The 18,387-nt window shown below is 73.4% G+C and carries 19 protein-coding genes and 1 tRNA gene; 10 read left to right on the forward strand and 10 right to left on the reverse strand.

Annotated elements, in window-relative coordinates; genetic code table 11:
- Window positions 1-157: 157 nt before the first annotated feature.
- Window positions 158-670, reverse strand: a complete 513-nt coding sequence (locus BLS21_RS08015) for a flavin reductase family protein (RefSeq protein ID WP_091216133.1) — start codon at window positions 668-670, stop codon at window positions 158-160.
- Between the two features lie 341 nt (window positions 671-1,011).
- The gene (locus BLS21_RS08020) at window positions 1,012-1,539 is read right to left on the reverse strand and encodes an NUDIX domain-containing protein (RefSeq protein ID WP_091216506.1); all 528 of its coding nucleotides are present in this window, start codon (window positions 1,537-1,539) and stop codon (window positions 1,012-1,014) included.
- A 59-nt stretch (window positions 1,540-1,598) separates the two neighbouring features.
- Here BLS21_RS08020 and BLS21_RS08025 point away from each other — a divergent pair, with 59 nt between their 5' ends.
- Window positions 1,599-2,393, forward strand: coding sequence for an SGNH/GDSL hydrolase family protein (locus BLS21_RS08025; protein ID WP_091216136.1), 795 nt, complete (start codon window positions 1,599-1,601; stop codon window positions 2,391-2,393).
- A 115-nt stretch (window positions 2,394-2,508) separates the two neighbouring features.
- On the opposite strand, the gene BLS21_RS08030 is transcribed toward BLS21_RS08025, so the two are convergent.
- The gene (locus BLS21_RS08030; protein ID WP_091216139.1) at window positions 2,509-4,434 is read right to left on the reverse strand and encodes a putative bifunctional diguanylate cyclase/phosphodiesterase; all 1,926 of its coding nucleotides are present in this window, start codon (window positions 4,432-4,434) and stop codon (window positions 2,509-2,511) included.
- A 216-nt stretch (window positions 4,435-4,650) separates the two neighbouring features.
- Between BLS21_RS08030 and BLS21_RS08035 the strand changes: the two genes are divergently transcribed.
- The 5 genes from BLS21_RS08035 (at window position 4,651) to BLS21_RS26430 (ending at window position 9,575) form a co-directional block, all read left to right on the forward strand.
- The gene (locus BLS21_RS08035; protein ID WP_175479486.1) at window positions 4,651-5,688 is read left to right on the forward strand and encodes an LLM class flavin-dependent oxidoreductase; all 1,038 of its coding nucleotides are present in this window, start codon (window positions 4,651-4,653) and stop codon (window positions 5,686-5,688) included.
- A 79-nt stretch (window positions 5,689-5,767) separates the two neighbouring features.
- Window positions 5,768-6,406, forward strand: coding sequence for a hypothetical protein (locus BLS21_RS08040; protein WP_139177049.1), 639 nt, complete (start codon window positions 5,768-5,770; stop codon window positions 6,404-6,406).
- A 214-nt stretch (window positions 6,407-6,620) separates the two neighbouring features.
- Entirely contained in the window at window positions 6,621-7,217 is a 597-nt protein-coding gene (locus BLS21_RS08045) for a hypothetical protein (protein ID WP_091216148.1), read from the forward strand.
- A 427-nt stretch (window positions 7,218-7,644) separates the two neighbouring features.
- Window positions 7,645-9,345 (forward strand): alpha/beta hydrolase, encoded by a 1,701-nt coding sequence (locus BLS21_RS08050; RefSeq protein ID WP_091216151.1) that lies wholly within the window; start codon window positions 7,645-7,647, stop codon window positions 9,343-9,345.
- A 23-nt stretch (window positions 9,346-9,368) separates the two neighbouring features.
- On the forward strand, window positions 9,369-9,575 hold the full coding sequence (locus tag BLS21_RS26430; RefSeq protein WP_245700158.1) for a recombinase family protein: 207 nt from the start codon (window positions 9,369-9,371) through the stop codon (window positions 9,573-9,575).
- Between the two features lie 33 nt (window positions 9,576-9,608).
- On the opposite strand, the gene BLS21_RS08060 is transcribed toward BLS21_RS26430, so the two are convergent.
- Together BLS21_RS08060 and BLS21_RS08065 are read right to left on the reverse strand one after the other, a co-directional pair.
- The gene (locus BLS21_RS08060; protein ID WP_175479487.1) at window positions 9,609-10,358 is read right to left on the reverse strand and encodes a class I SAM-dependent methyltransferase; all 750 of its coding nucleotides are present in this window, start codon (window positions 10,356-10,358) and stop codon (window positions 9,609-9,611) included.
- A gap of 681 nt (window positions 10,359-11,039) precedes the next feature.
- Window positions 11,040-11,112: transfer RNA gene (locus tag BLS21_RS08065), tRNA-Arg, on the reverse strand.
- A gap of 318 nt (window positions 11,113-11,430) precedes the next feature.
- On the opposite strand from BLS21_RS08065, the gene BLS21_RS08070 reads away from it, so the two are divergent.
- The 3 genes from BLS21_RS08070 (at window position 11,431) to BLS21_RS08080 (ending at window position 14,225) form a co-directional block, all read left to right on the forward strand.
- Complete coding sequence (locus tag BLS21_RS08070) at window positions 11,431-11,928, forward strand: single-stranded DNA-binding protein (protein ID WP_091216156.1); 498 nt, start codon at window positions 11,431-11,433, stop codon at window positions 11,926-11,928.
- A 101-nt stretch (window positions 11,929-12,029) separates the two neighbouring features.
- Window positions 12,030-13,700, forward strand: coding sequence for an energy-dependent translational throttle protein EttA (ettA, locus tag BLS21_RS08075; RefSeq protein WP_091216159.1), 1,671 nt, complete (start codon window positions 12,030-12,032; stop codon window positions 13,698-13,700).
- A 108-nt stretch (window positions 13,701-13,808) separates the two neighbouring features.
- A complete protein-coding gene (locus BLS21_RS08080) occupies window positions 13,809-14,225 on the forward strand; it encodes an acyl-CoA thioesterase (RefSeq protein WP_175479488.1) in 417 nt (138 codons plus the stop codon).
- Window positions 14,226-14,235: 10 nt separating this feature from the next.
- On the opposite strand, the gene BLS21_RS08085 is transcribed toward BLS21_RS08080, so the two are convergent.
- The 5 genes from BLS21_RS08085 to BLS21_RS08105 form a co-directional block, all read right to left on the reverse strand.
- Window positions 14,236-14,676, reverse strand: a complete 441-nt coding sequence (locus tag BLS21_RS08085; protein ID WP_091216162.1) for a YccF domain-containing protein — start codon at window positions 14,674-14,676, stop codon at window positions 14,236-14,238.
- Window positions 14,677-14,762: 86 nt separating this feature from the next.
- Window positions 14,763-15,299 carry an MOSC domain-containing protein gene (locus BLS21_RS08090; protein ID WP_091216165.1) on the reverse strand — a complete coding sequence of 179 codons (537 nt, stop codon included), beginning with the start codon at window positions 15,297-15,299 and terminating at the stop codon, window positions 14,763-14,765.
- Window positions 15,299-15,940: an energy-coupling factor transporter transmembrane component T gene (locus BLS21_RS08095; protein WP_091216168.1), complete on the reverse strand. Its 642-nt coding sequence runs from the start codon at window positions 15,938-15,940 to the stop codon at window positions 15,299-15,301. Before BLS21_RS08095 ends, BLS21_RS08090 begins: the two co-directional genes overlap by 1 nt.
- Window positions 15,937-16,677 (reverse strand): energy-coupling factor ABC transporter ATP-binding protein, encoded by a 741-nt coding sequence (locus tag BLS21_RS08100; protein WP_175479489.1) that lies wholly within the window; start codon window positions 16,675-16,677, stop codon window positions 15,937-15,939. The genes BLS21_RS08095 and BLS21_RS08100 overlap by 4 nt, the downstream gene beginning before the upstream one ends.
- Entirely contained in the window at window positions 16,674-17,237 is a 564-nt protein-coding gene (locus tag BLS21_RS08105) for a biotin transporter BioY (RefSeq protein ID WP_091216170.1), read from the reverse strand. The genes BLS21_RS08100 and BLS21_RS08105 overlap by 4 nt, the downstream gene beginning before the upstream one ends.
- A gap of 560 nt (window positions 17,238-17,797) precedes the next feature.
- On the opposite strand from BLS21_RS08105, the gene BLS21_RS08110 reads away from it, so the two are divergent.
- Window positions 17,798-18,166, forward strand: coding sequence for a hypothetical protein (locus tag BLS21_RS08110; RefSeq protein ID WP_091216172.1), 369 nt, complete (start codon window positions 17,798-17,800; stop codon window positions 18,164-18,166).
- Window positions 18,167-18,387 lie beyond the last annotated feature (221 nt).

Consider the following 18,387-nt stretch of genomic DNA (forward strand, 5'->3'; position numbering starts at 1 on the left):
GGCCCCCTGCAGAGTCCCGCCGCGAGCCCGGTGACGTACGGGAACGGGGCCACCCTCCAAGGGACCCGCCGGCCCCGTCCCGGGTCCCGCCCTGAGCCGGCGAAGGGTGGGGAGGACGGGGTCCTTCTCCGGGGCGTGGGGGAAGGGTGGTCCTCGCTCAGGCCCGTCCGGCGGGCTGCCCGGTCGCGTCGACGTAGCGGCCCCGCAGCCGCACCAGCGGAGCGCCGCCCGGGGCCAGCACGGGGACGCCGGTGACCTCCAGCAGCGCCAGCACGTGGTCGCCGGCCTCGACCAGCCGCTCCAGCCGGCAGTCCAGTGCCGCCAGACCGCCCTCGAGCAGGATCGCCCCGCTCCCCTCGGCGCGCCGCCAGGGCACCGACTCGAGCAGGTGGCGGGCGCTGGGCCGCCCGGCCGAGGAGAACCGGCTGGCCACGATGGCGTGCTCGGCGGCCAGCACGGTCAGCCCGCAGCTGCCCACCTCCTCGAGCACCTCGGCCGGGTAGCCGCCCGCGGAGAGGCCGACGGCGACCAGCGGCGGCTGCGCCGACACGCTCATCACCGAGGAGACCGTGGTGCCGACGTCGTCGATGTCGTCGCGGACGGTCAGCAGGCACACCCCGGCGGCGTACTGGCGGAGGGCCTCGGCGAACGTGGCGGGGTCGACCGGCATGGCGGCCAGTCGACCACACCTCGCCGGCCCGGGAGCACGGACGCCGTGGACTCCTCGCCGACGGCCCGCAGCGGGCTGGTCCCGCACCCGCGGCGGACGCCGGCCTCGGCCGGCTGGGCTCGCTCGCCGAGGTCGAGGGCGCGCTGGAGGCCCTGGCCGAGTTACGCGCCCGCACCGAGTCACGCTCCTGCCCGGTGGTGCGCCCAGGGGAGCGCGCGCAGGTGCTGGTGACACCGTCGGCGCCGGCCCGCGGGGTCCCCGGTCCTCTCCTGGCGTGCCCTGAGCTCGCGAAGGGCTCGGGGAGGGGCCTTCTCCGAGCGGCGGAGGGCACGGGTCCTCCGTCACGCGCGGTCGAGCAGCAGCAGGCTGTAGGCGGCCAGGCTCGGCCCGTCGGTGAACCGGCCGTCGCGGACCATCGCCCGCAGCTCGGCCGCGCCGACGAAGGCCGACCGCATGTCGGCCTCGGTCGCCTCCCGCGCGGTCGGCCCCTGGGTCAGGTCGGTGGCCAGCCACACGTCGAACTCCTGCGTGGACAGCCCCGGCGCGAGGTCCAGGTGCCCGAGGTGGCGCAGCGACCCGGCGCGCAGGCCGGTCTCCTCGGCCAGCTCGGCGCGGGCCAGCTCCTCGTCCGACCCGTCCGACCCCGCCGTCCAGGTGCCCTGCGGGAACTCCCAGGCCCGACGGCCGACCGGGTGGCGGAACTGCTCGACCAGCCAGAAGCCGTCGCGCTCGTACGGCAGCACGAGCGCGAAGTGGGGCTTCTCCACCACGCCGTAGACCCCGACGCTGCCGTCGGCGCGCTCCACCGCGTCCTCCCGCACCCGGATCCACGGGTTGCGGTAGACCTCCCTGCTGCCCGTCGTCCGCACGGCGGCCAGCCTCTCAGGGCGGACGCGTGTGCGCCGGGTCACCGTGCTGGAGTGGAGGCGTGCAGCTCGGACCCTCCCGCACCTCCTGGCGTCGCTACGTCGCCCTCGGCGACTCCTTCACCGAGGGGCTGGCCGACCCCGATCCGCAGCGCCCCGGCGAGTTCCGCGGCTGGGCCGACCGGCTGGCCGAGCACCTGGCGGTCGCGGCCGACGGCGAGGTGGAGTACGCCAACCTGGCCATCCGCGGCCGGCTGCTCGGCCAGGTGCTCGCCGAGCAGGTGCCGGTCGCGCTGGCCGCCGAGCCGGACCTGGTCAGCCTGGTCGCCGGCGGCAACGACCTGCTGCGCCCCGGCGCCGACCCCGACCGGCTGGTCGCCGACCTGGAGGACGCCGTCGCCCGCTTCCGCGCCGCAGGGGCCGACGTGCTGCTGGCGACGGGCGTGGACCCGCGGCAGACGCCGATCATCCGGCGCACCCGCGGGCGGGTGGCGGTGTTCAACACCTCGCTGTGGTCGGTCGCCAACCGGCACGGCGCCGTCGTCCTCGACCAGTGGGGCGCCGGGTGGGTGCAGGACTGGCGGATGTGGGACAGCGACCGCATCCACCTCACCGCCGAGGGCCACCGGCGGACGGCGCTGGCCGCCGCCACCGCGCTGGGCCTGCGGGTGGACGACGACTGGCGCACCCCGCTGCCGCCGCAGCCGCCGCGCGCGCTGCGGGCGGCGCTGGCCGAGGAGGCGGCGTGGGTGCGCGGGTTCGTCGCGCCGTGGATCGGCCGGCGGCTTCGCGGCCGGTCCTCGGGGGACGGCCGCGCCGCCAAGCGCCCGGTGCCGCTGGCGCTGCCACGCGGCTGAGAGAGGACCCCCTCGCCCCCCACCGCTCGCCAGCTCGCGGCGGGACCGTGCACGGGGGCCACCGGGTGCGGTGTCGAGGCGGAGGACACGAACCGGTCGTGCTCGGGGCGCGCCCCTAGTCCGTGTCGAGCCGGCGGTCCTCGGTGGGCAGGCCCTCGGCGATCAGCTCGTCGAGCGTCATCGCCCGGGTGGTCGGCGGCTTCGGGGCGGGCACCGGCGGCAGCCCGGAGGTGACGACCGCCTCGCCGTCCAGCACGTCCTGCACGGTGACCTCGCCGGGCGGCAGGGTGCCGGTCAGGTCGACGTCCCCGGTGCTGGGGACGGTGGCGGGCAGCGGCGCCGGCCGGCCGAAGGCGTAGCCCTGGGCCATCTCGCAGCCGTGCTCGCGCAGCCAGTCGGCCTGGTCGAGGTCCTCGATGCCCTCGGCGATGACCTGCAGGCCCATGCCCAGGCCCAGCTGCACCAGGCCCTGCACGAGCGCGGCGGTCGAGGGCTCGGTGACCACGTCGGCGACGAAGGAGCGGTCGATCTTGACCGTGTGGATGGGCAGCCGGTGCAGCGCGGTGATCGCCGAGTAGCCGGTGCCGAAGTCGTCGAGGGCGAGGGTGACGCCGGCGTCGGTGACCTCGGAGACCGCCTGCAGCGTGGCGTCGGCGGCGAACAGCGCCGTCGACTCGGTGATCTCCAGCTCCAGCCGCTCCGGCGGCAGGCCGGACTCGGCCAGCGCGTCGGTGACCAGCTCGGCGAAGCCCGGCTCGGCGAGGTGCCGCGCGGAGATGTTGACGTGCACCCGCAGGCCCGCCGGCCAGCCGGCGGCGTCGAAGCAGGCCTGGCGGAGCACCCAGGCACCCAGCCGGGAGGTGAGCCGGTTGTCCTCCGCGGCGGCGAGGAAGGCCCCCGGCGGCAGCAGCCCGCGAGTGGGGTGCTGCCAGCGGATGAGCGCCTCGTAGCCGAGCAGCGTCTCGTCGTGCAGCGACACGATCGGCTGGTAGAAGAGCCGCAGCTCGTCGGACTCCAGGGCGTTGCGCAGGTCGGCCTCCAGCTGCAGCTGGTCGACCTCGCTGTCGGACAGCCCGCCGTCGTGCACCTCGATGCGGGCGCGGCTGCCGTCGGTCTTGGCGCGGGCGAGCGCGGCGTGCGCCTGGCGCAGCAGGTCGTCGGGGGCGACGTCGGAGCCGAGTGTCAGGCCGACGCTGGCCGAGAGCACGATCTCGCGCTTGCCGATGAGGAAGGGGTCGTCGAGCACCGACAGCAGCCGGTCGGCCATGGTGCGCAGCCCGTCGAGGTCCTCGACGTCCTCGGCGAGGATGAGGAACTCGTCGCCGCCCAGCCGGACGGGGGTGTCCTCGGCGCGGGTGCTCCAGCGCAGCCGGTCGGCGACCTGGATGAGCAGCTGGTCGCCGGCCTCGTTGCCGAGGACGTCGTTGACCGCCTGGAACCGGTCGAGGTTGAGGTGGACCAGCCCGACCTGCAGCCCGCGGCGGCGGGACAGCGCGAGGGCGTGGTCGAGCCGGTCGTTGAGGGCCCGCCGGTTGGGCAGGCCGGTCAGCGGGTCGGTGAAGGCCCGCCGGACCAGGTCCTCCTCGGCGCGGCGGCGGTCGGTGACGTCGACCAGGCAGAGGACGACGAACTGCGGCGTCCCCGCGCTGGTGTGGACGACCTCGTGCGACTGGGTGGCCCACAGCTCCGTGCCGTCGGCGCGGCGCAGCCGTCGTTCGCCGTCGACGCGCAGCCACGGGTCCAGCGGGCCGTCGCCGCGGTCGGGCACCGGCGCCTCGTCGGGGTGGGCGAGCAGGTCGACGTGCCGGCCGACCATGTCCTCGGGCGTGCGGCCGGTCAGGGCGCACAGCGCGTCGTTGACGACGAGCAGGTGGCCGTCGAGGTCGACGAGGGCCTTGGGGATGGGCGCGGCGACGAACAGGGCGCGGAAGAGTTGTCCGCGGTCGGCCAGCAGGGTGTCGATCGCGCGGAGCCTCGAGCCGGCGGCAGCGCCGGCGGTCCCCTCCTGGGGACGCGACACGTCGGGGGCGCTCAGGTTCACCCGGACAGCCTGCGGGACCGGATCCCTCCAGGCCGGGAACCCGTGGACGGAGAGTCGTGGTCGATCGATCACACACCGTCACATCCTGTGCCCGGTGTGGCAGGTGGGTCTGCTGGGGCGCCTCAGGACCCCCGCCGGGGTGGGACCGCCCGCCGTCGGGAACAGCCGCGGGGTTCCGGGTGCTCGACCGCAGCAGAGCGACGAGAGGTGAGGGTGATGGAGAAGCGGATCGGGTTCCTGTCCTTCGGGCACTGGCAGCCGATCCCGGGCTCGCAGGTGCGGACCGGGCGGGACGCGCTCGTGCAGAGCGTGGAGCTCGCGGTCGCGGCCGAGGAGGTCGGGCTCGACGGCGCCTATGTGCGGGTGCACCACTTCGCCCGGCAGCTGGCCTCGCCGTTCCCCCTGCTGGCCGCCATGGCCGCGCGCACCCGCCGGATCGAGGTCGGCACCGGTGTGGTCGACATGCGCTACGAGAACCCGATGTACATGGCCGAGGAGGCGGCGGCGACCGACCTGCTCAGCGACGGCCGGCTGCAGCTCGGCGTCAGCCGGGGGTCACCCGAGACGGCGCTGCGCGGCTCCGAGGCCTTCGGCTACGTGCCGCCGGACGGATCGACGGACGCCGACCTCGCCCGGCAGAAGACCGCGCTGTTCCTGGCGGCGGTCCGGGGTGAGCGGCTGGTCGACGCCGACCCGCGGATGACCGGCGGCATGCCCGGCAAGCTGGCGGTCCAGCCGCAGTCGCCGGGCCTGGCCGAGCGCATCTGGTGGGGCGCGGGCACGCGGGCCACGGGGGAGTGGGCCGCGCGTCAGGGGCTGAACCTGATGAGCTCCACGCTGCTCAGCGAGGACACCGGCGTCCCCTTCGACGAGCTGCAGGCCGACCAGATCGCCCGCTACCGCGCCGCCTGGGCCGAGGCCGGCTGGGAGCGGACGCCGCGGGTGTCGGTGAGCCGCAGCGTCCTGCCCGTCACCAGCGACCTCGACCGGCAGTACTTCGGCGAGCGCTCGGGGGAGGACCAGGTGGGCCTGCTCGAGGGCGTGCGCGCCCGCTTCGGCAAGAGCTACGTCGGCGAGCCCGACCAGCTGGCCGAGGAGCTGGCGAAGGACGCCGCCGTCCGCGAGGCCGACACCCTGCTGCTGACCGTGCCCAACATGCTCGGCGTCGAGTACAACGCCCGGCTGCTGGGGACGATCGCCCGCCACGTCGCCCCGGCCATCGGCTGGGTGCACCCGGACCAGCGCGGCCGCTGACCCGGGGGCGTCACCTGGACGGGTGGCGCCCGGACGCCGGGAAGGGCCGCGGCGCGGTCCACGGGTGGTGCTGCGGCCGATGCCCGACGACCAGCCTCTGCCCCGCGACGCCGACGCCCGCTGGGCGGAGGCGCAGGCACTGCTCTCCGGTGGCCCGGACGCGGCTGCGGAGCAGCGGCTGCGCCGGACGCTCCGTCGGCGGGTGCTCGCCGTGCTCGGTGCCACCCTCGGCGCGGGCGTCCTGGTGTGGCTGGTCGTGCTGCTCGCAGCCGACGGTGGCGAGAGCTCCTCGCCCGGCGTCCCGCTGCGGCAGGTGGTCACCGGCTTCGCGCTCGCCACGGTCGGGCTCGTGGTGGCGGGCGTCGCCGTGGTGCGGCAGGTGCGCGCCGTGCGCCGCCGGCGGGTGCGGAACGGGCCGCTGTTCGTCCTCGCGGTGTCCCAGCGTCGCGAGCTGCTGGCGCAGGTCCGGGGACGGGTGCCCGTCGACCCGGCGCGGGTGGGGCTCGCCCGCCGGACGGCCGAGGACCTGCAGCACCAGCGGCACACCGTCTGGACCAACGTGGGACCGTCGGTGCTGTGGACGGGCCTGGCGGTGGCCCTGCCGAGCTGGTGGCGGGTGACCGCGGCCGCCGCCTACCTGCTGCTGACCGTGGTGGCCGGAGGTCTGGCGCAGCGCGGTGCCCGGAGTGCACAGACCTTCCTCGTCGCGCACCGCTGACCGGGCCGGGTCGGCGCGACCGCTGGTGGTCCGGCCGTTCCCGGTTCGTTCGACCCTGGTGTCCCGCACCCGACCGCGCTCCGATGGGGGACGGCTCCGGAGTCGACCGCGGAGCGAGCGCCACGAGAGGAGCTCGCGACGGGGGCCGCGCCGCTGACCGAGGTGCGCAACGTGGCGCCGCACCAGGCTGCGCCCGATCGAGGGGGTCGATGACGTGAGCGCCACGCTGCGGAGAACGGCACTGGTCCTGTTCGTCGTCGCAGGCGCGCCGGTGGCAGCGGCGACTGCAGCCACCGCGGCGCCCGCCGCGACCGACGAGCCGACGACGCTGCAGGTCGAGGGCACGCAGACCCAGGTCAGCCCCGAGCTGTACGAGAGTCGCGGCGGGCTGCTGGGTGACTTCTGGATCCTCTCGTTCGATCCGCTGTACGAGTCCGACTCCCTGGTGATCGGAACGGGCAGCGAGCGGTTCGTGGGCTGCGTCGACGTGGACCTCGACGAGGCGTGTGGCGCGGGCGAGCCGTCCGGGGAGCTGTCGTTCGACTACGTCCAGTGGGCGACGTTCGACCCGTCCACGGGAGCGCTGATCGAGGGCAACTGCACCCACCCGATCACGGGCGGGACCGACGGCTTCCAGGGCGCTCGGGGGCTCGTCACGATGCACGACGTCGTGGAGAACGGCGAGGTCCTGACCACGTACGAAGGGACCGTCGTGCTGGACGCGGTGCCGGCGGCTGCACCCGCGGCCCGGGGGACGGCCCCTCAGGCGCTCGCCGCCGGCGCCCCGGCGAGCAGCCGAGGACACTGCTAGACCGGATGCCCTGCCCAGCCCCCGGCGTGGCGTACGAGCAGCATCCGGAGGAGTCGCCTGGCTGCACGTCGCCGCGGGGCCACGGAGCCAGGCGGGCCCTGCGCGAACTCCGCCGGGGCCTGGCGCAGCGGCCTGCACCCGTGCCCAGGATCGGCTGCTCGTGATCATCCTGGTCGGGCTGTGGGTCCTGACGCTGTGAGGTGGCGATGACGCCGGCGTGACACCGACACACCCAGCGCCGGTCCCCGGAGGACGCGGGGCGCGATCCGACGAGGTCTCTGTGGTGGAGTTCCTCGACGGTGCGGTGACGCTCTCGTGACGTCTCGACCCCACGCTGACGCACGGTGCGGCGGACCGCGCAGAGCGACGGGACGACGACACGGGGGCCACACGGCTCCGTGCGCCGGGGACGAGCGGAGGATCCGACATGACCAGCTCGTCCTGGACCGGCCGGCAGCGGCGCCGCGTCCGCGCTGCACTGGCCACCATCACCGCCGCGCTGAGCGTGACCCTGCTGGCGCCACCCGCCGGAGCCACGCCGTCGGCGAGCCCCTCCGCCGTCGCGACGCCCACCGTGTCCTGGTCGGCATGCCGGGACGGCTTCCAGTGTGCGACGGTGCCGGCCCCACTGGACCACGGGGACCCCCAGGGCGTGCAGATCGGCATCTCGGTGATCCGGCTGCCCGCGGGAGAGCCCGATCAGCGCATCGGCTCGCTCCTGCTCAACCCGGGTGGCCCCGGCGGCTCCGGCGTCGACTTCGCCCGCGCCGTCGCCCAGTTCATGCCGTTGGAGGTGCGGGCCCGCTTCGACATCGTCGGCTTCGACCCCCGCGGGACCAACCTCAGCACGCCGCTGCGCTGCTTCGACACCTTCGAGCAGGCAGTCGCGATCCTGCCGTCGTTCGCGTACCCGGACACCCCGGCCGAGGAAGAAGCCAAGCGGGTCTCCGACGACGACCTCGGTGCTGCGTGCGCCAAGCACGGCGACGCCGTTCTCGACCACATGTCCAGCGCCGACGCGGCCCGCGACATGGACCTGCTGCGCGAGGTGCTCGGCGACCAGCAGCTGACCTACTGGGGCGTGTCCTACGGCTCGGTGCTCGGGCAGACCTACGCCAACCTGTTCCCCTCGCGGGTCCGGGCCCTCGTCATCGACGGGGTCGTCGACCCGATCGCCTGGACCACCGGCCACGGCGAGGAGGCCCTCACCACTCCGATCGGTACCCGCATCGGCAGCGCCGATGGTGCCGCGCGCACCCTCGACGAGTTCTTCCGGCTGTGCGATGCGGCCGGTCCGGACTGCGCCTTCGGCGGGAACGCGAGTGGGCGGTTCGCAGCGATGGGAGAGCGACTGCGCGGGCACCCGGCCACCCTCACCGACCCGCTCACCGGCGATGCGTTCACGGTCACCTACAACGACCTGATCGCCATGACGTTGGGCGTGCTGTACGGCCCGTCGATCTGGTCGGACTACGCCTCCTTCCTCGCCGGCCTGGAGCAGGATCTCTCGCCTGCCGTGCTGGGGCAGCGCCTGGCCGTCATCCGCTCCGAGCTCGGATTGCCCGGAGCGGCACAGGAGGAGTACCCGAACGTCATCGAGGCCCCGCCCGGCGTCGCCTGCTCCGACAGCGTCAACCCGCAGTCCTTCGCGGCATGGCAGTCGGCCGCGGAGAGCGCCGAGGCGCGGTTCGGCCGCTTCGGCCGGGTCTGGAACTGGACCTGGAGCCCCTGCCGGTCGTGGCCGAGCACCGCCGGGGAGGACCGCTTCCTGGGTCCGTGGACGGCGCGCACGTCCTCGCCCGTGCTGGTCGTCGGCAACCACTTCGACCCGGCCACGCGTTACCAGGGTGCCGTGGCGGCGTCACAACTGCTGCCCAACTCGCGGCTGCTGTCCTACGCCGGGTGGGGGCACGCCGCCTACCTCATCGCCGGCAACTTCTGCGTGGACAGCCACGTCACCCGGTACCTGCTGACGGGTGAGGTGCCCGCGGTGGGCACCGTGTGCCAGCCCCAGGGGTCGCCGCTCGGACCGACCTCGGCGGCATCGCCCCAGGAGAGTCGAGTCGGCGCGGCCCTGCGCGCGCTCGCCGTCCCCGAGGCCGTACGCCGCGCGTTGCACGCCCACTGACCAGCCCTGCGCCCTCCAGCAGGATGCGCTCGCTGCCGCCGGGCTGCGAACAGGCGTACACCGACACTGCCTCAGGTGCCCTGGCAGAGCGTCCAGGACCTGCTGGGGCACTTTCACACCCACGTCCCGGGGACACCCCCGTCGTGTGGCGGCTGGACCGGTTCGGTCGCTCCCTGGTGCATCTCATCGACGCCATCGCCGACCCGCAGGGCCCGGGCATCGGTATGTGAATGACGAGCAGGACGTGTCGGGTCTACGGGGAGCTATCGTTTGCAGTCCTCGAGAAGAAAAAGGTCTCCATCGACCTCCACGCACTTGGCCTGGTGCTGGCTTCCTACTGCCTGCAGTAGCGAGTACGGCTGTGGGAAGAACTGCAGATGGAGATCAAATGTGTACTTGTATGGTCGCTGCTTGGGAACGATGATGATCAGGCGGCACCGTGCCACTCTGCGCAGCTCTCGTAGCACGGGTTCTATCTGCACCACGTGCTCGAGGGTGTGCGCACATATGACCGTGTCGAAGGAGGCGGCCTTGAACGGGAGCATCTCGATGTGGCCCTTGCAGAAATCAACCCTCGGGTGTCTTCTGCTCAAGTCTGGACCGAGGACGAAGTCGACACCGGTGACGGTGTACCTCTCGGCCAGCCTCCCGGCTAGATACCCTCGTCCGCAACCTGCGTCGAGGACCGTCTTGCCCAGGATGCTCCTGTCGATCTTGTCGAGACAAGCACGATTGATGTCCGTATCCCGTTGCACTGACACCGATTGGACCTGCTCGTAGAGCTCAGCCATCTCCTTGGGCGCCATGCCCGGAGCCCGCGACTTGAAGTCCATGAACAGCTCGGCCTTCTCCCGGAAGACCAGTCGCATGGGAAACGACATGAAGAAGCGGCTGTCTCGAATGAAGGGCGGCAGCAGCTCGTCGAGGCATGAACGCAGTCTGTTGGAGGCCGATCTGCTCAATCTCAGTGAGATCTTCGATATCGTGTCGCCAATGAGGGTCACGTCGATCATGGGGCACCTCCGGGGACGTGGCTGAACCTCGTTATGGATGCCAGCCACGTCGAGCGCAGTATGCCCCAGGTCTTCATAGCCGCGCCAGGGTGCGCTACAAGACCTCATGGGCCCTCTGTCCAACAATGCCGTCGGGCGCGGCTGAGGGCCTGTCGCGAGAACGCTGTTCTGCGACACGTGGGTCATTCGTGGTGTTCATATCTGTGGCCGCTCGCTGGCTCGCCTCTGACTTCCTCCCGCCCGATCGTGTTCGACGGCCGGCTCGGCCGCTTCACTGCGACCGTCGGCAAGGTCGTGATCCGATCGGCTCCGGTGCCGCCGGTGCCGGACTGCCTCAGCCTGCGTCGCAGGTCATCCAGGGGCTCGATGTGGGAAGTCGGCTCGGATGTCCCAGTGGCAGTCAGCAGGCGATCCGAGGATGGACTGGGACATGGCGGTCTTCGAGAAGCCTGACGAGGAGTCGTGCAGTCCTGATCTCCCCGGGTCCAGCCAACGGCGCTGGTGCTCTCGTGTGCGTCCCCTCCGTCCCCCCGCTCCTGGCGCCTCGGGTCTCCCCGTACCGAACGTCTCGGCAAGCGTGGTCGTTGCAGCGGTGGGGGTGATGGCGACAGCCGCTGCAGAGCGCTGCGCGAAGAGCCGAAGACTCTGATCCAGCTGGACCAGCAGGTCAGAGGTCCGAAGTGCGCCCGGCAGGGATCGAACCTGCGACCAAGTGCTTAGAAGGCACCTGCTCTATCCGCTGAGCTACGGGCGCTCGGGCTCCGATCATCGCACCTCCGTGGTCGGGCTCCCGCGCTCCCGCCGCTGTCGGCCTGCTGTCGCGGCCCACGACGGCCCGGTACACCTCACGGCACGGGTATGGGCGGTGTGCGGACGTCGTCCCCGAGTCGGTCACGGCCGGGAGGGGAACACCGGCGTCCGGCATCCGGCGCCGAGCCGTCCACAGGCGCTGACCTCGTCCACAGATCCCTCTCCTGCACGGTGCGTGGGTCCACGGCGGCTCAGGGTCCTGGGTGCACCGGCACAGCGCCGGTCCCCGCCGGACCTGGCGGACAGCCCCCTGAGGAGCACCGTGAACGACACCCACGTCACCGTCGTCGGCAACGTCGTCGACTCGCCGCGCCGCGTCAGCCTGGAGAACGGCGCGGTCACCAACTTCCGCCTGGCCTCGACCGCGCGTCGCTTCGACCCCCAGACCCAGGAGTTCGTCGACGCCGGCACCTTCTGGGTCGACGTCGAGTGCTGGAACGACCTGTCCGGCAACGTCTCCGGCAGCGTCAGCAAGGGCGATCCGGTCATCGTCCAGGGCACCCTGACCACGCACAGCTGGGAGAGCGAGAACGGTCGGCGCAGCACGCCCCGCATCCGCGCCGCCGTAGTGGGCCACAACCTGGCGCGCGGCGTCGGGGTGTTCAGGCGAAGCCGGTCGGCCCGTCCCGCGGAGCCGGTGCCGGCCCCGGCGCACCCGGGGGACGAGGAGTTGGTGCGCGGTCGGGACTACGAGGCCGGTCCCGAGACGTTGCACTCCGTGGACACCGCCGACCTCGCCACGGAGCCCGCGCACACCTGAGCGCCCGGGCTGGGAGGATCGGAGGGGAGAACGCACGGGGGCGGGCCGGCACCGGCCGGCCCGCCCGCCACTCGCGAACCGACGGAAGGCCTCGAAGCCCAGTGGCTCAGTACATCTACACGATGGTGCGTGCGCGCAAGGCGCACGGCGACAAGGTGATCCTGGACGACGTCACCCTGTCGTTCCTGCCCGGCGCCAAGATCGGCGTCCTCGGCCCGAACGGTGCCGGCAAGTCGACCGTCCTCCAGATCATGGCCGGCATGCAGCAGCCCTCCAACGGCGACGCCAGCCTCGCGCCGGGTGCCACGGTGGGCATCCTGCTGCAGGAGCCGCCGCTCAACGAGGAGCTCGACGTCCGCGGCAACGTCGAGGAGGCGGTCAAGCCCCTCCGTGACGCGCTGACCCGCTTCGAGGAGGTCAGCGCGGCGATGGGGGAGCCCGACGCCGACTTCGACGCGCTGCTGGCCGAGCAGGGCGAGCTCATGGAGTACATCGAGAACCACGACGGCTGGGAGCTCGACGCCCGCATCGAGCAGGCCATGGACGCGCTGCGCTGCCCGCCGGGCGACGCCGACGTCACGGTCCTCTCCGGTGGTGAGCGCCGCCGTGTGGCGCTGTGCAAGCTGCTGCTCGAGGCGCCGGACCTGCTGTTGCTCGACGAGCCCACCAACCACCTCGACGCCGAGAGCGTCGCCTGGCTGGAGCAGCACCTGGAGAAGTACGCCGGCACCGTCGTGGCCGTCACCCACGACCGCTACTTCCTCGACAACGTGGCCCAGTGGATCCTCGAGCTCGACCGCGGCCGGGCCTACCCCTACGAGGGCAACTACTCCACCTACCTCGAGACCAAGGCGGCCCGCCTCAAGGTCGAGGGCGCCAAGGACGCCAAGCGGCAGAAGCGCCTCAAGGAGGAGCTGGAGTGGGTCCGCTCCGGCGCCAAGGCCCGCCAGGCCAAGAGCAAGGCCCGCCTGCAGCGCTACGAGGAGATGGCTGCCGAGGCGGACAAGTACCGCAAGCTGGACTTCGAGGAGATCCAGATCCCGCCGGGCCCGCGCCTGGGCAACGTGGTCGTGGAGACCCACGACCTCACCAAGGGCTTCGGCGAGCGCGTCCTCATCGACGACCTGTCCTTCACGCTGCCGCGCAACGGCATCGTCGGCGTGGTGGGCCCGAACGGCGTCGGAAAGACCACGCTGTTCAAGATGCTGGTCGGCGAGGAGAAGCCGGACGACGGCGAGATCAAGGTCGGCGAGACCGTCAAGCTGTCCTACGTCGAGCAGACCCGCAGCGGCATCGACCCCAAGAAGACGCTGTGGGAGGTCGTCTCCGACGGCCTGGACCACATCCAGGTGGGCAACGTCGAGATGCCCTCGCGGGCCTACGTCGCCGCCTTCGGGTTCAAGGGCCCGGACCAGCAGAAGCCGGCCGGTGTGCTGTCCGGCGGTGAGCGCAACCGCTTGAACCTCGCCCTGACCCTCAAGCAGGGCGGCAACCTGCTGCTGCTCGACGAGCCGACCAACGACCTGGACACCGAGACGCTGACCAGCCTGGAGTCCGCGCTGCTGGAGTTCCCGGGCTGCGCCGTCGTGGTCAGCCACGACCGGTGGTTCCTCGACCGCGTGGCGACGCACATCCTCGCCTACGAGGGTGACTCGAAGTGGTTCTGGTTCGAGGGCAACTTCGCCGACTACGAGAAGAACAAGGTCGAGCGGCTGGGTCCCGACGCCGCCCGTCCGCACCGGGCGACCTACCGCAAGCTGGCCCGCGACTGACGTGGGGATGGCCGGCCGGAGCACCTGCTCCGGCCGGCCGTCGCCCGTCTGCGCCACCACCCCCGGCCGCCGGGCCGCCGGCCGGGCCGATGCGGCAGGGTGTCGGGCGTGAGGCACACCGTGCAGGTCCCCATGCGCTGGTCGGACATGGACGCCTACGGCCACGTCAACAACGTCGTCTTCCTGACGTACTTCGAGATGGCCCGCGTCGACCTCTTCTTCGACCGGGCCTCGCTGGAGGAGCAGACCGGCCTGCGGCGGGGGACCGTCGTCGCCGCCCACGACGTCCAGTACCGGCTGCCGGTGGTCTACTCCCGCGACCCGCTCGACGTGCAGATCTGGGTCTCCGGCATCCGGGCCGCCGCCTTCACCTGCCACTACGAGCTGTCCGACCACGGGCGTCGGGCGGTCACCGGCAGCACCCTGCTGGTGCCCTTCGACTTCGCCATCGAGCGGCCGCGGCGGCTCACCCCGGCCGAGAAGGCCTTCCTCGCCCGCTACGCCGACGAGCAGCCCGCGGACTGAGCCCCGGTCCTCAGCCGACCGGCGCGCCGTGCACCACGCCGCCGCCGGCGTGCAGCCAGTCCCGCGGCTGATCGGTCCCCACGACCCGCTTGCCCAGCGGGAACAGCCCCACCGCGGCCAGCCTGAACGAGGCGACCCCGAACGGGATGCCGATGATCGTCACGCAGAAGGCGATGCCCGCCAGGACGTGGACCAGCGCCAGCCACCAGCCGGCGACGAGGAACCACACGAGGTTGCCCACGGCCGAGGCCACCCCGGCGCCGGGCGCGCGCACCGTCGTCCGGCCGAAGGGCCAGACGACGAAGCCGGCCAGGCGGAAGGCGGCGATCCCGAAGGGGATGGTGACGACCAGCAGGCAGGCGATCAGCCCGGCCAACGCGTAGGCCAGGGCGAGCAGCCACCCGTGCAGGACCAGCCACACCAGGTTGAGCAGCGTCCGGAGTCCGTCCACACCTGTTCGACGGACCTGGGAACCGCCCGGTTCCCCGACGCTCGTCCCCTGCCCACAGGACGGGGCAGGGGGGAGCCTTCCGGGGGTTAGCCGTTGACGATCCGCGGCACGGGGCGGTCGGCGCCGGTGGGCGCGCCCCGCCGCGCGGCCTCCTCCTCGGACACCGGCCGCACCACGGCACCCTCCGCGACGGGCGCCCCGGAGAAGACCGCCGCGTTGATGCCGCCGCGGTGCACCATCGCCTTGACCAGCCGGGCGCCGGTCAGCCGCTCCAGGTGCGTGCACGGCGGACAGCGCTTCACGCCGAACAGCAGCGCGTCGCCGACGGCGAACCAGCGGCCCACCAGTGCGGGCAGGTCGACGCCCGCGGTCACCAGGTTCCGTCGGGTGTCGCCCGGGGTCAGCGGCACGCCCACCTCGTCGGCGACCGCGGCGACGTCCGCGGCGTCGATCAGCGTCAGCTGCTTCTCCAGGTCGGGGTACTGCGCCCACGTCCCGCCGCCCAGCGCGTAGCGGTCGCCCTCCAACCCGCGACCGGCGAGCAGCTGGGCCGAGGGCACCCGCCGCATCGGCGCGGCCGCCTCGGATGTCAGCCAGATCCCGGTCAGCACGCCGCCGTCCATCACGTCCTCCTCGGCCGGTGCGCCGGCACGTCGTCCGCACCCCGCGCGTCCAGCGCCTCGCTCACGTCGTGGGCCATCTGCAGCAGCTGCACCAGCAGCGGGGCGACCGTCGTCCGCAGGGCCCGCACCCCCCGGGGCGCACCGCCCCGGGCCGCCTGCGCCGCGCGGATCCGGTCGGCCCGCTCGACCAGCACCGGGATGAACCGCAGCGCCATCGCGATCAGCAGGCCCACCCGCTGCGGCCGCCCCCCGACCAGTCGCAGCGGCGCGCAGAGCCGCTCGACCACCGCCACCATCTCGGTCACCCGCGTCGTCGCCGTCACCACCGCCGCCGCCAGCACCAGGGTGAGCAGCCGCAGCACGGTGTGCGCACCGGAGGCCACGTCGGTGGTCAGCGCGTGCACGACGAGGAGCGCGAGCAGGAACCACCGCAGCGCCCACGCCTGCCGGGCGAGCACGGCGACCGGGAGCCGGGCCACGCCCAGCCCCACGGCCAGCGTGCCCACGAGCGCGGCGCCGGCCACCGTCAGCGTCGGCCGGGCGAAGAGCAGGACGGCGAGCGCGGCCAGGCACAGCAGCTTGACCCCGGCCGACAGCCGGTGCACGGGGCTGGCCACCGGCACGTACAGCGGGAGGGTCACCGGTGCTCCATGAGCGCGCGGTAGGTGGCCACCGCCGGACCCGGGGGAGCGTCCTCGACGACCCGGCCGCCGTCGACCACCAGCACCCGGTCGAAGCCGTCGAGCAGGTCCAGCTGGTGGGTCACCACGACGACCTGCTGCTCGAGCCCGGCGATCAGCTCGGCGACGCGGCGGGCGTTCACCAGGTCCAGCAGCGTCGTCGGCTCGTCGAACACGATCCGGGCCGGCCGCATGACCAGCACCCCGGCGATGGCGAGCAGCTGCTTCTGGCCGCCGGAGAGCAGGTGCGCCGGGTGGTCGGCGTGCCCGGCCAGGCCGTAGCGCTCCAGCACCTCGGCGACCCGGGCAGCCCGCTCGTCGGGGGGCACGCCCTGGTTCTCCAACCCGTAGGCGACGTCCTCGGCGACGGTCGGGTGCACGATCTGCGCGTCGGGGTCCTGGAAGACGAACCCGACCCGGCGGCGCACCGCGCGCACCTGCGTGCGGGTGTCCAGCCCGTCGACCAGCACCTGCCCGTCGGTGGGCACCACCAGCCCGTTGAGCAGCCGGGCGAAGGTGCTCTTGCCCGAGCCGTTGGCGCCGACCACGCCGACGCGCGGTTCGGTCAGCCGGAGGTCGATGCCCTCGAGCACCACCCGGTCGCCGTACCGGTGCCCGACCCCGCGGAGCTCGATGCCGCGACCCGGGTCGGCGACGTCGACTGCTGCGGGCGCGGCACCGGGACGGCGGAACCTCACCGGGCGCCGGCGGCCCGGCGAGGACGCTCGATGACCGGGTAGCTGCGCCGCACCACGTCGGCGATGGCCGCGGCGACGAAGGCCTTGAACAGGTCCCCGGGGATGAACGGCAGGGCGCCGCCGGTCACCGCCGCGGTCCAGGACAGCCCGGCGACGGCCTTGAGCACCGGCACGCCCACCGCGTAGATGACGACGATGCCACCCACGACGTTGATCAACGTGCCACGCAGGACGTTGTAGCGGTCCCAGGCCCGCTCGGTCAGCCAGCCGATGACGAACGCGGCCACCGGCCAGCTGTAGAGGTAGCCGGCCGTGGTGCCGACGAAGGGCGCCAGGCCACCGGCGCCGCTGGCCAGCAGCGGCAGCCCGAGCGCGACCAGCACGAGGAACAGCAGGACGGCGAGGAAGCCACGGCGGGCCCCCAGCACGGCCCCGGCGAGCATCACGCCGAGCGTCTGGGCGGTGATCGGCACCGGGCCCACGGGGATGGCCGGGATCGTCCCGAGCACGGCGATCACCGCCGCGAAGAGGGCGACGTAGGCGAGGTCCCTGGTCTTCACGGCAGTCTCCTCCCGGGGCGCGACGGGCCGCGCTGCCCCGCGCGGAAGGTACCCGAGGACGGCGGGCGGCCGACCGGCGCGGGTGGGCGAGCGGCCGTCGGGGACCCCGGGAACCGGTGGCCGTCGGTGTCGGCGCGCTCACCTGCAGATACGTCCGCCGGTTTGCCGGGCCTGCCGGGGACGTGTTGTCTGGGGTCCCTGAGCCCCTCGGCGAAGGCGGAACGACAGGCATGGCAACCGCGTGGTGGGCGTCGCTGTGGTCGTGGGGACGCCCCGCGGCGCACGACGTCCCCGCGGAGCGTCCGCAGGACCCGGTCCGGGAGCCCGACGTGGCGCCCCGGACCGCGCGGACCCCGCCGGCCGGTGCACCTCCCGCCGTCGGCGGGACGGCTGCGCACCGCGCTCCGGCCGGTGCGACGCGCGCCGGTGCGGCACCGTCGCCGCCCGGGGAGCCCGCGCACAGGCAGGCGTCCGGCCCGTCCGGTCGACCCGGGTCGCCCCCCGACCCGGACCGCAGCACCCCGCTGCGCCTCCCCCTCGAGACGACAGGAGTCCCATCCGTGGCACAGCTCGACAACGTCATCGCCGACCTGCTCGCGATCGAGGGTGCCAGCGGCGCCGCGATCGTCGACATCGACAGCGGCATGGCCCTCGCGGCCGGCGGCACCCCCGGCTTCGACCTCAACGTCGCGGCCGCCGGCAACTCCAACGTGGTGCGCGCCAAGCTGCGCACCATCCAGGACCTCGAGCTGAAGGACGAGGTCGAGGACATCCTGATCACGCTGCAGGGCCAGTACCACCTGATCAACGTGCTCAAGGGTCAGGCCAACACGGGTCTGTTCATCTACCTCGTGCTCAACCGCGTCACCGCCAACCTGGCGCTGGCGCGGCACAAGCTGCGGGCCGTCGCGGCCACCGTCAGCGTCTGACCCCGCGGCGGTGCCGCCCGGCTCCGGGTCGGGCGGCCCCGCCGTGACGGCCGACGGGCCCGCGGGGTGCCGTACCCCCCCTTGGAGACTCCACCCCTGCTTCCCCCTGGAAGCAGGGGTGGAGTCTCCACGGAGGGCGTTCGAGAGCCGTCCCGGGACGCAGTCGGCGTCAGGGGCCCGCCGGGCGCCGCCCGGCGACACGGACGCGACCGGGGCAGCAG

The organism is Geodermatophilus siccatus (assembly GCF_900103785.1).
GTDB classification, from domain to species: Bacteria; Actinomycetota; Actinomycetes; order Mycobacteriales; family Geodermatophilaceae; genus Geodermatophilus; species Geodermatophilus siccatus.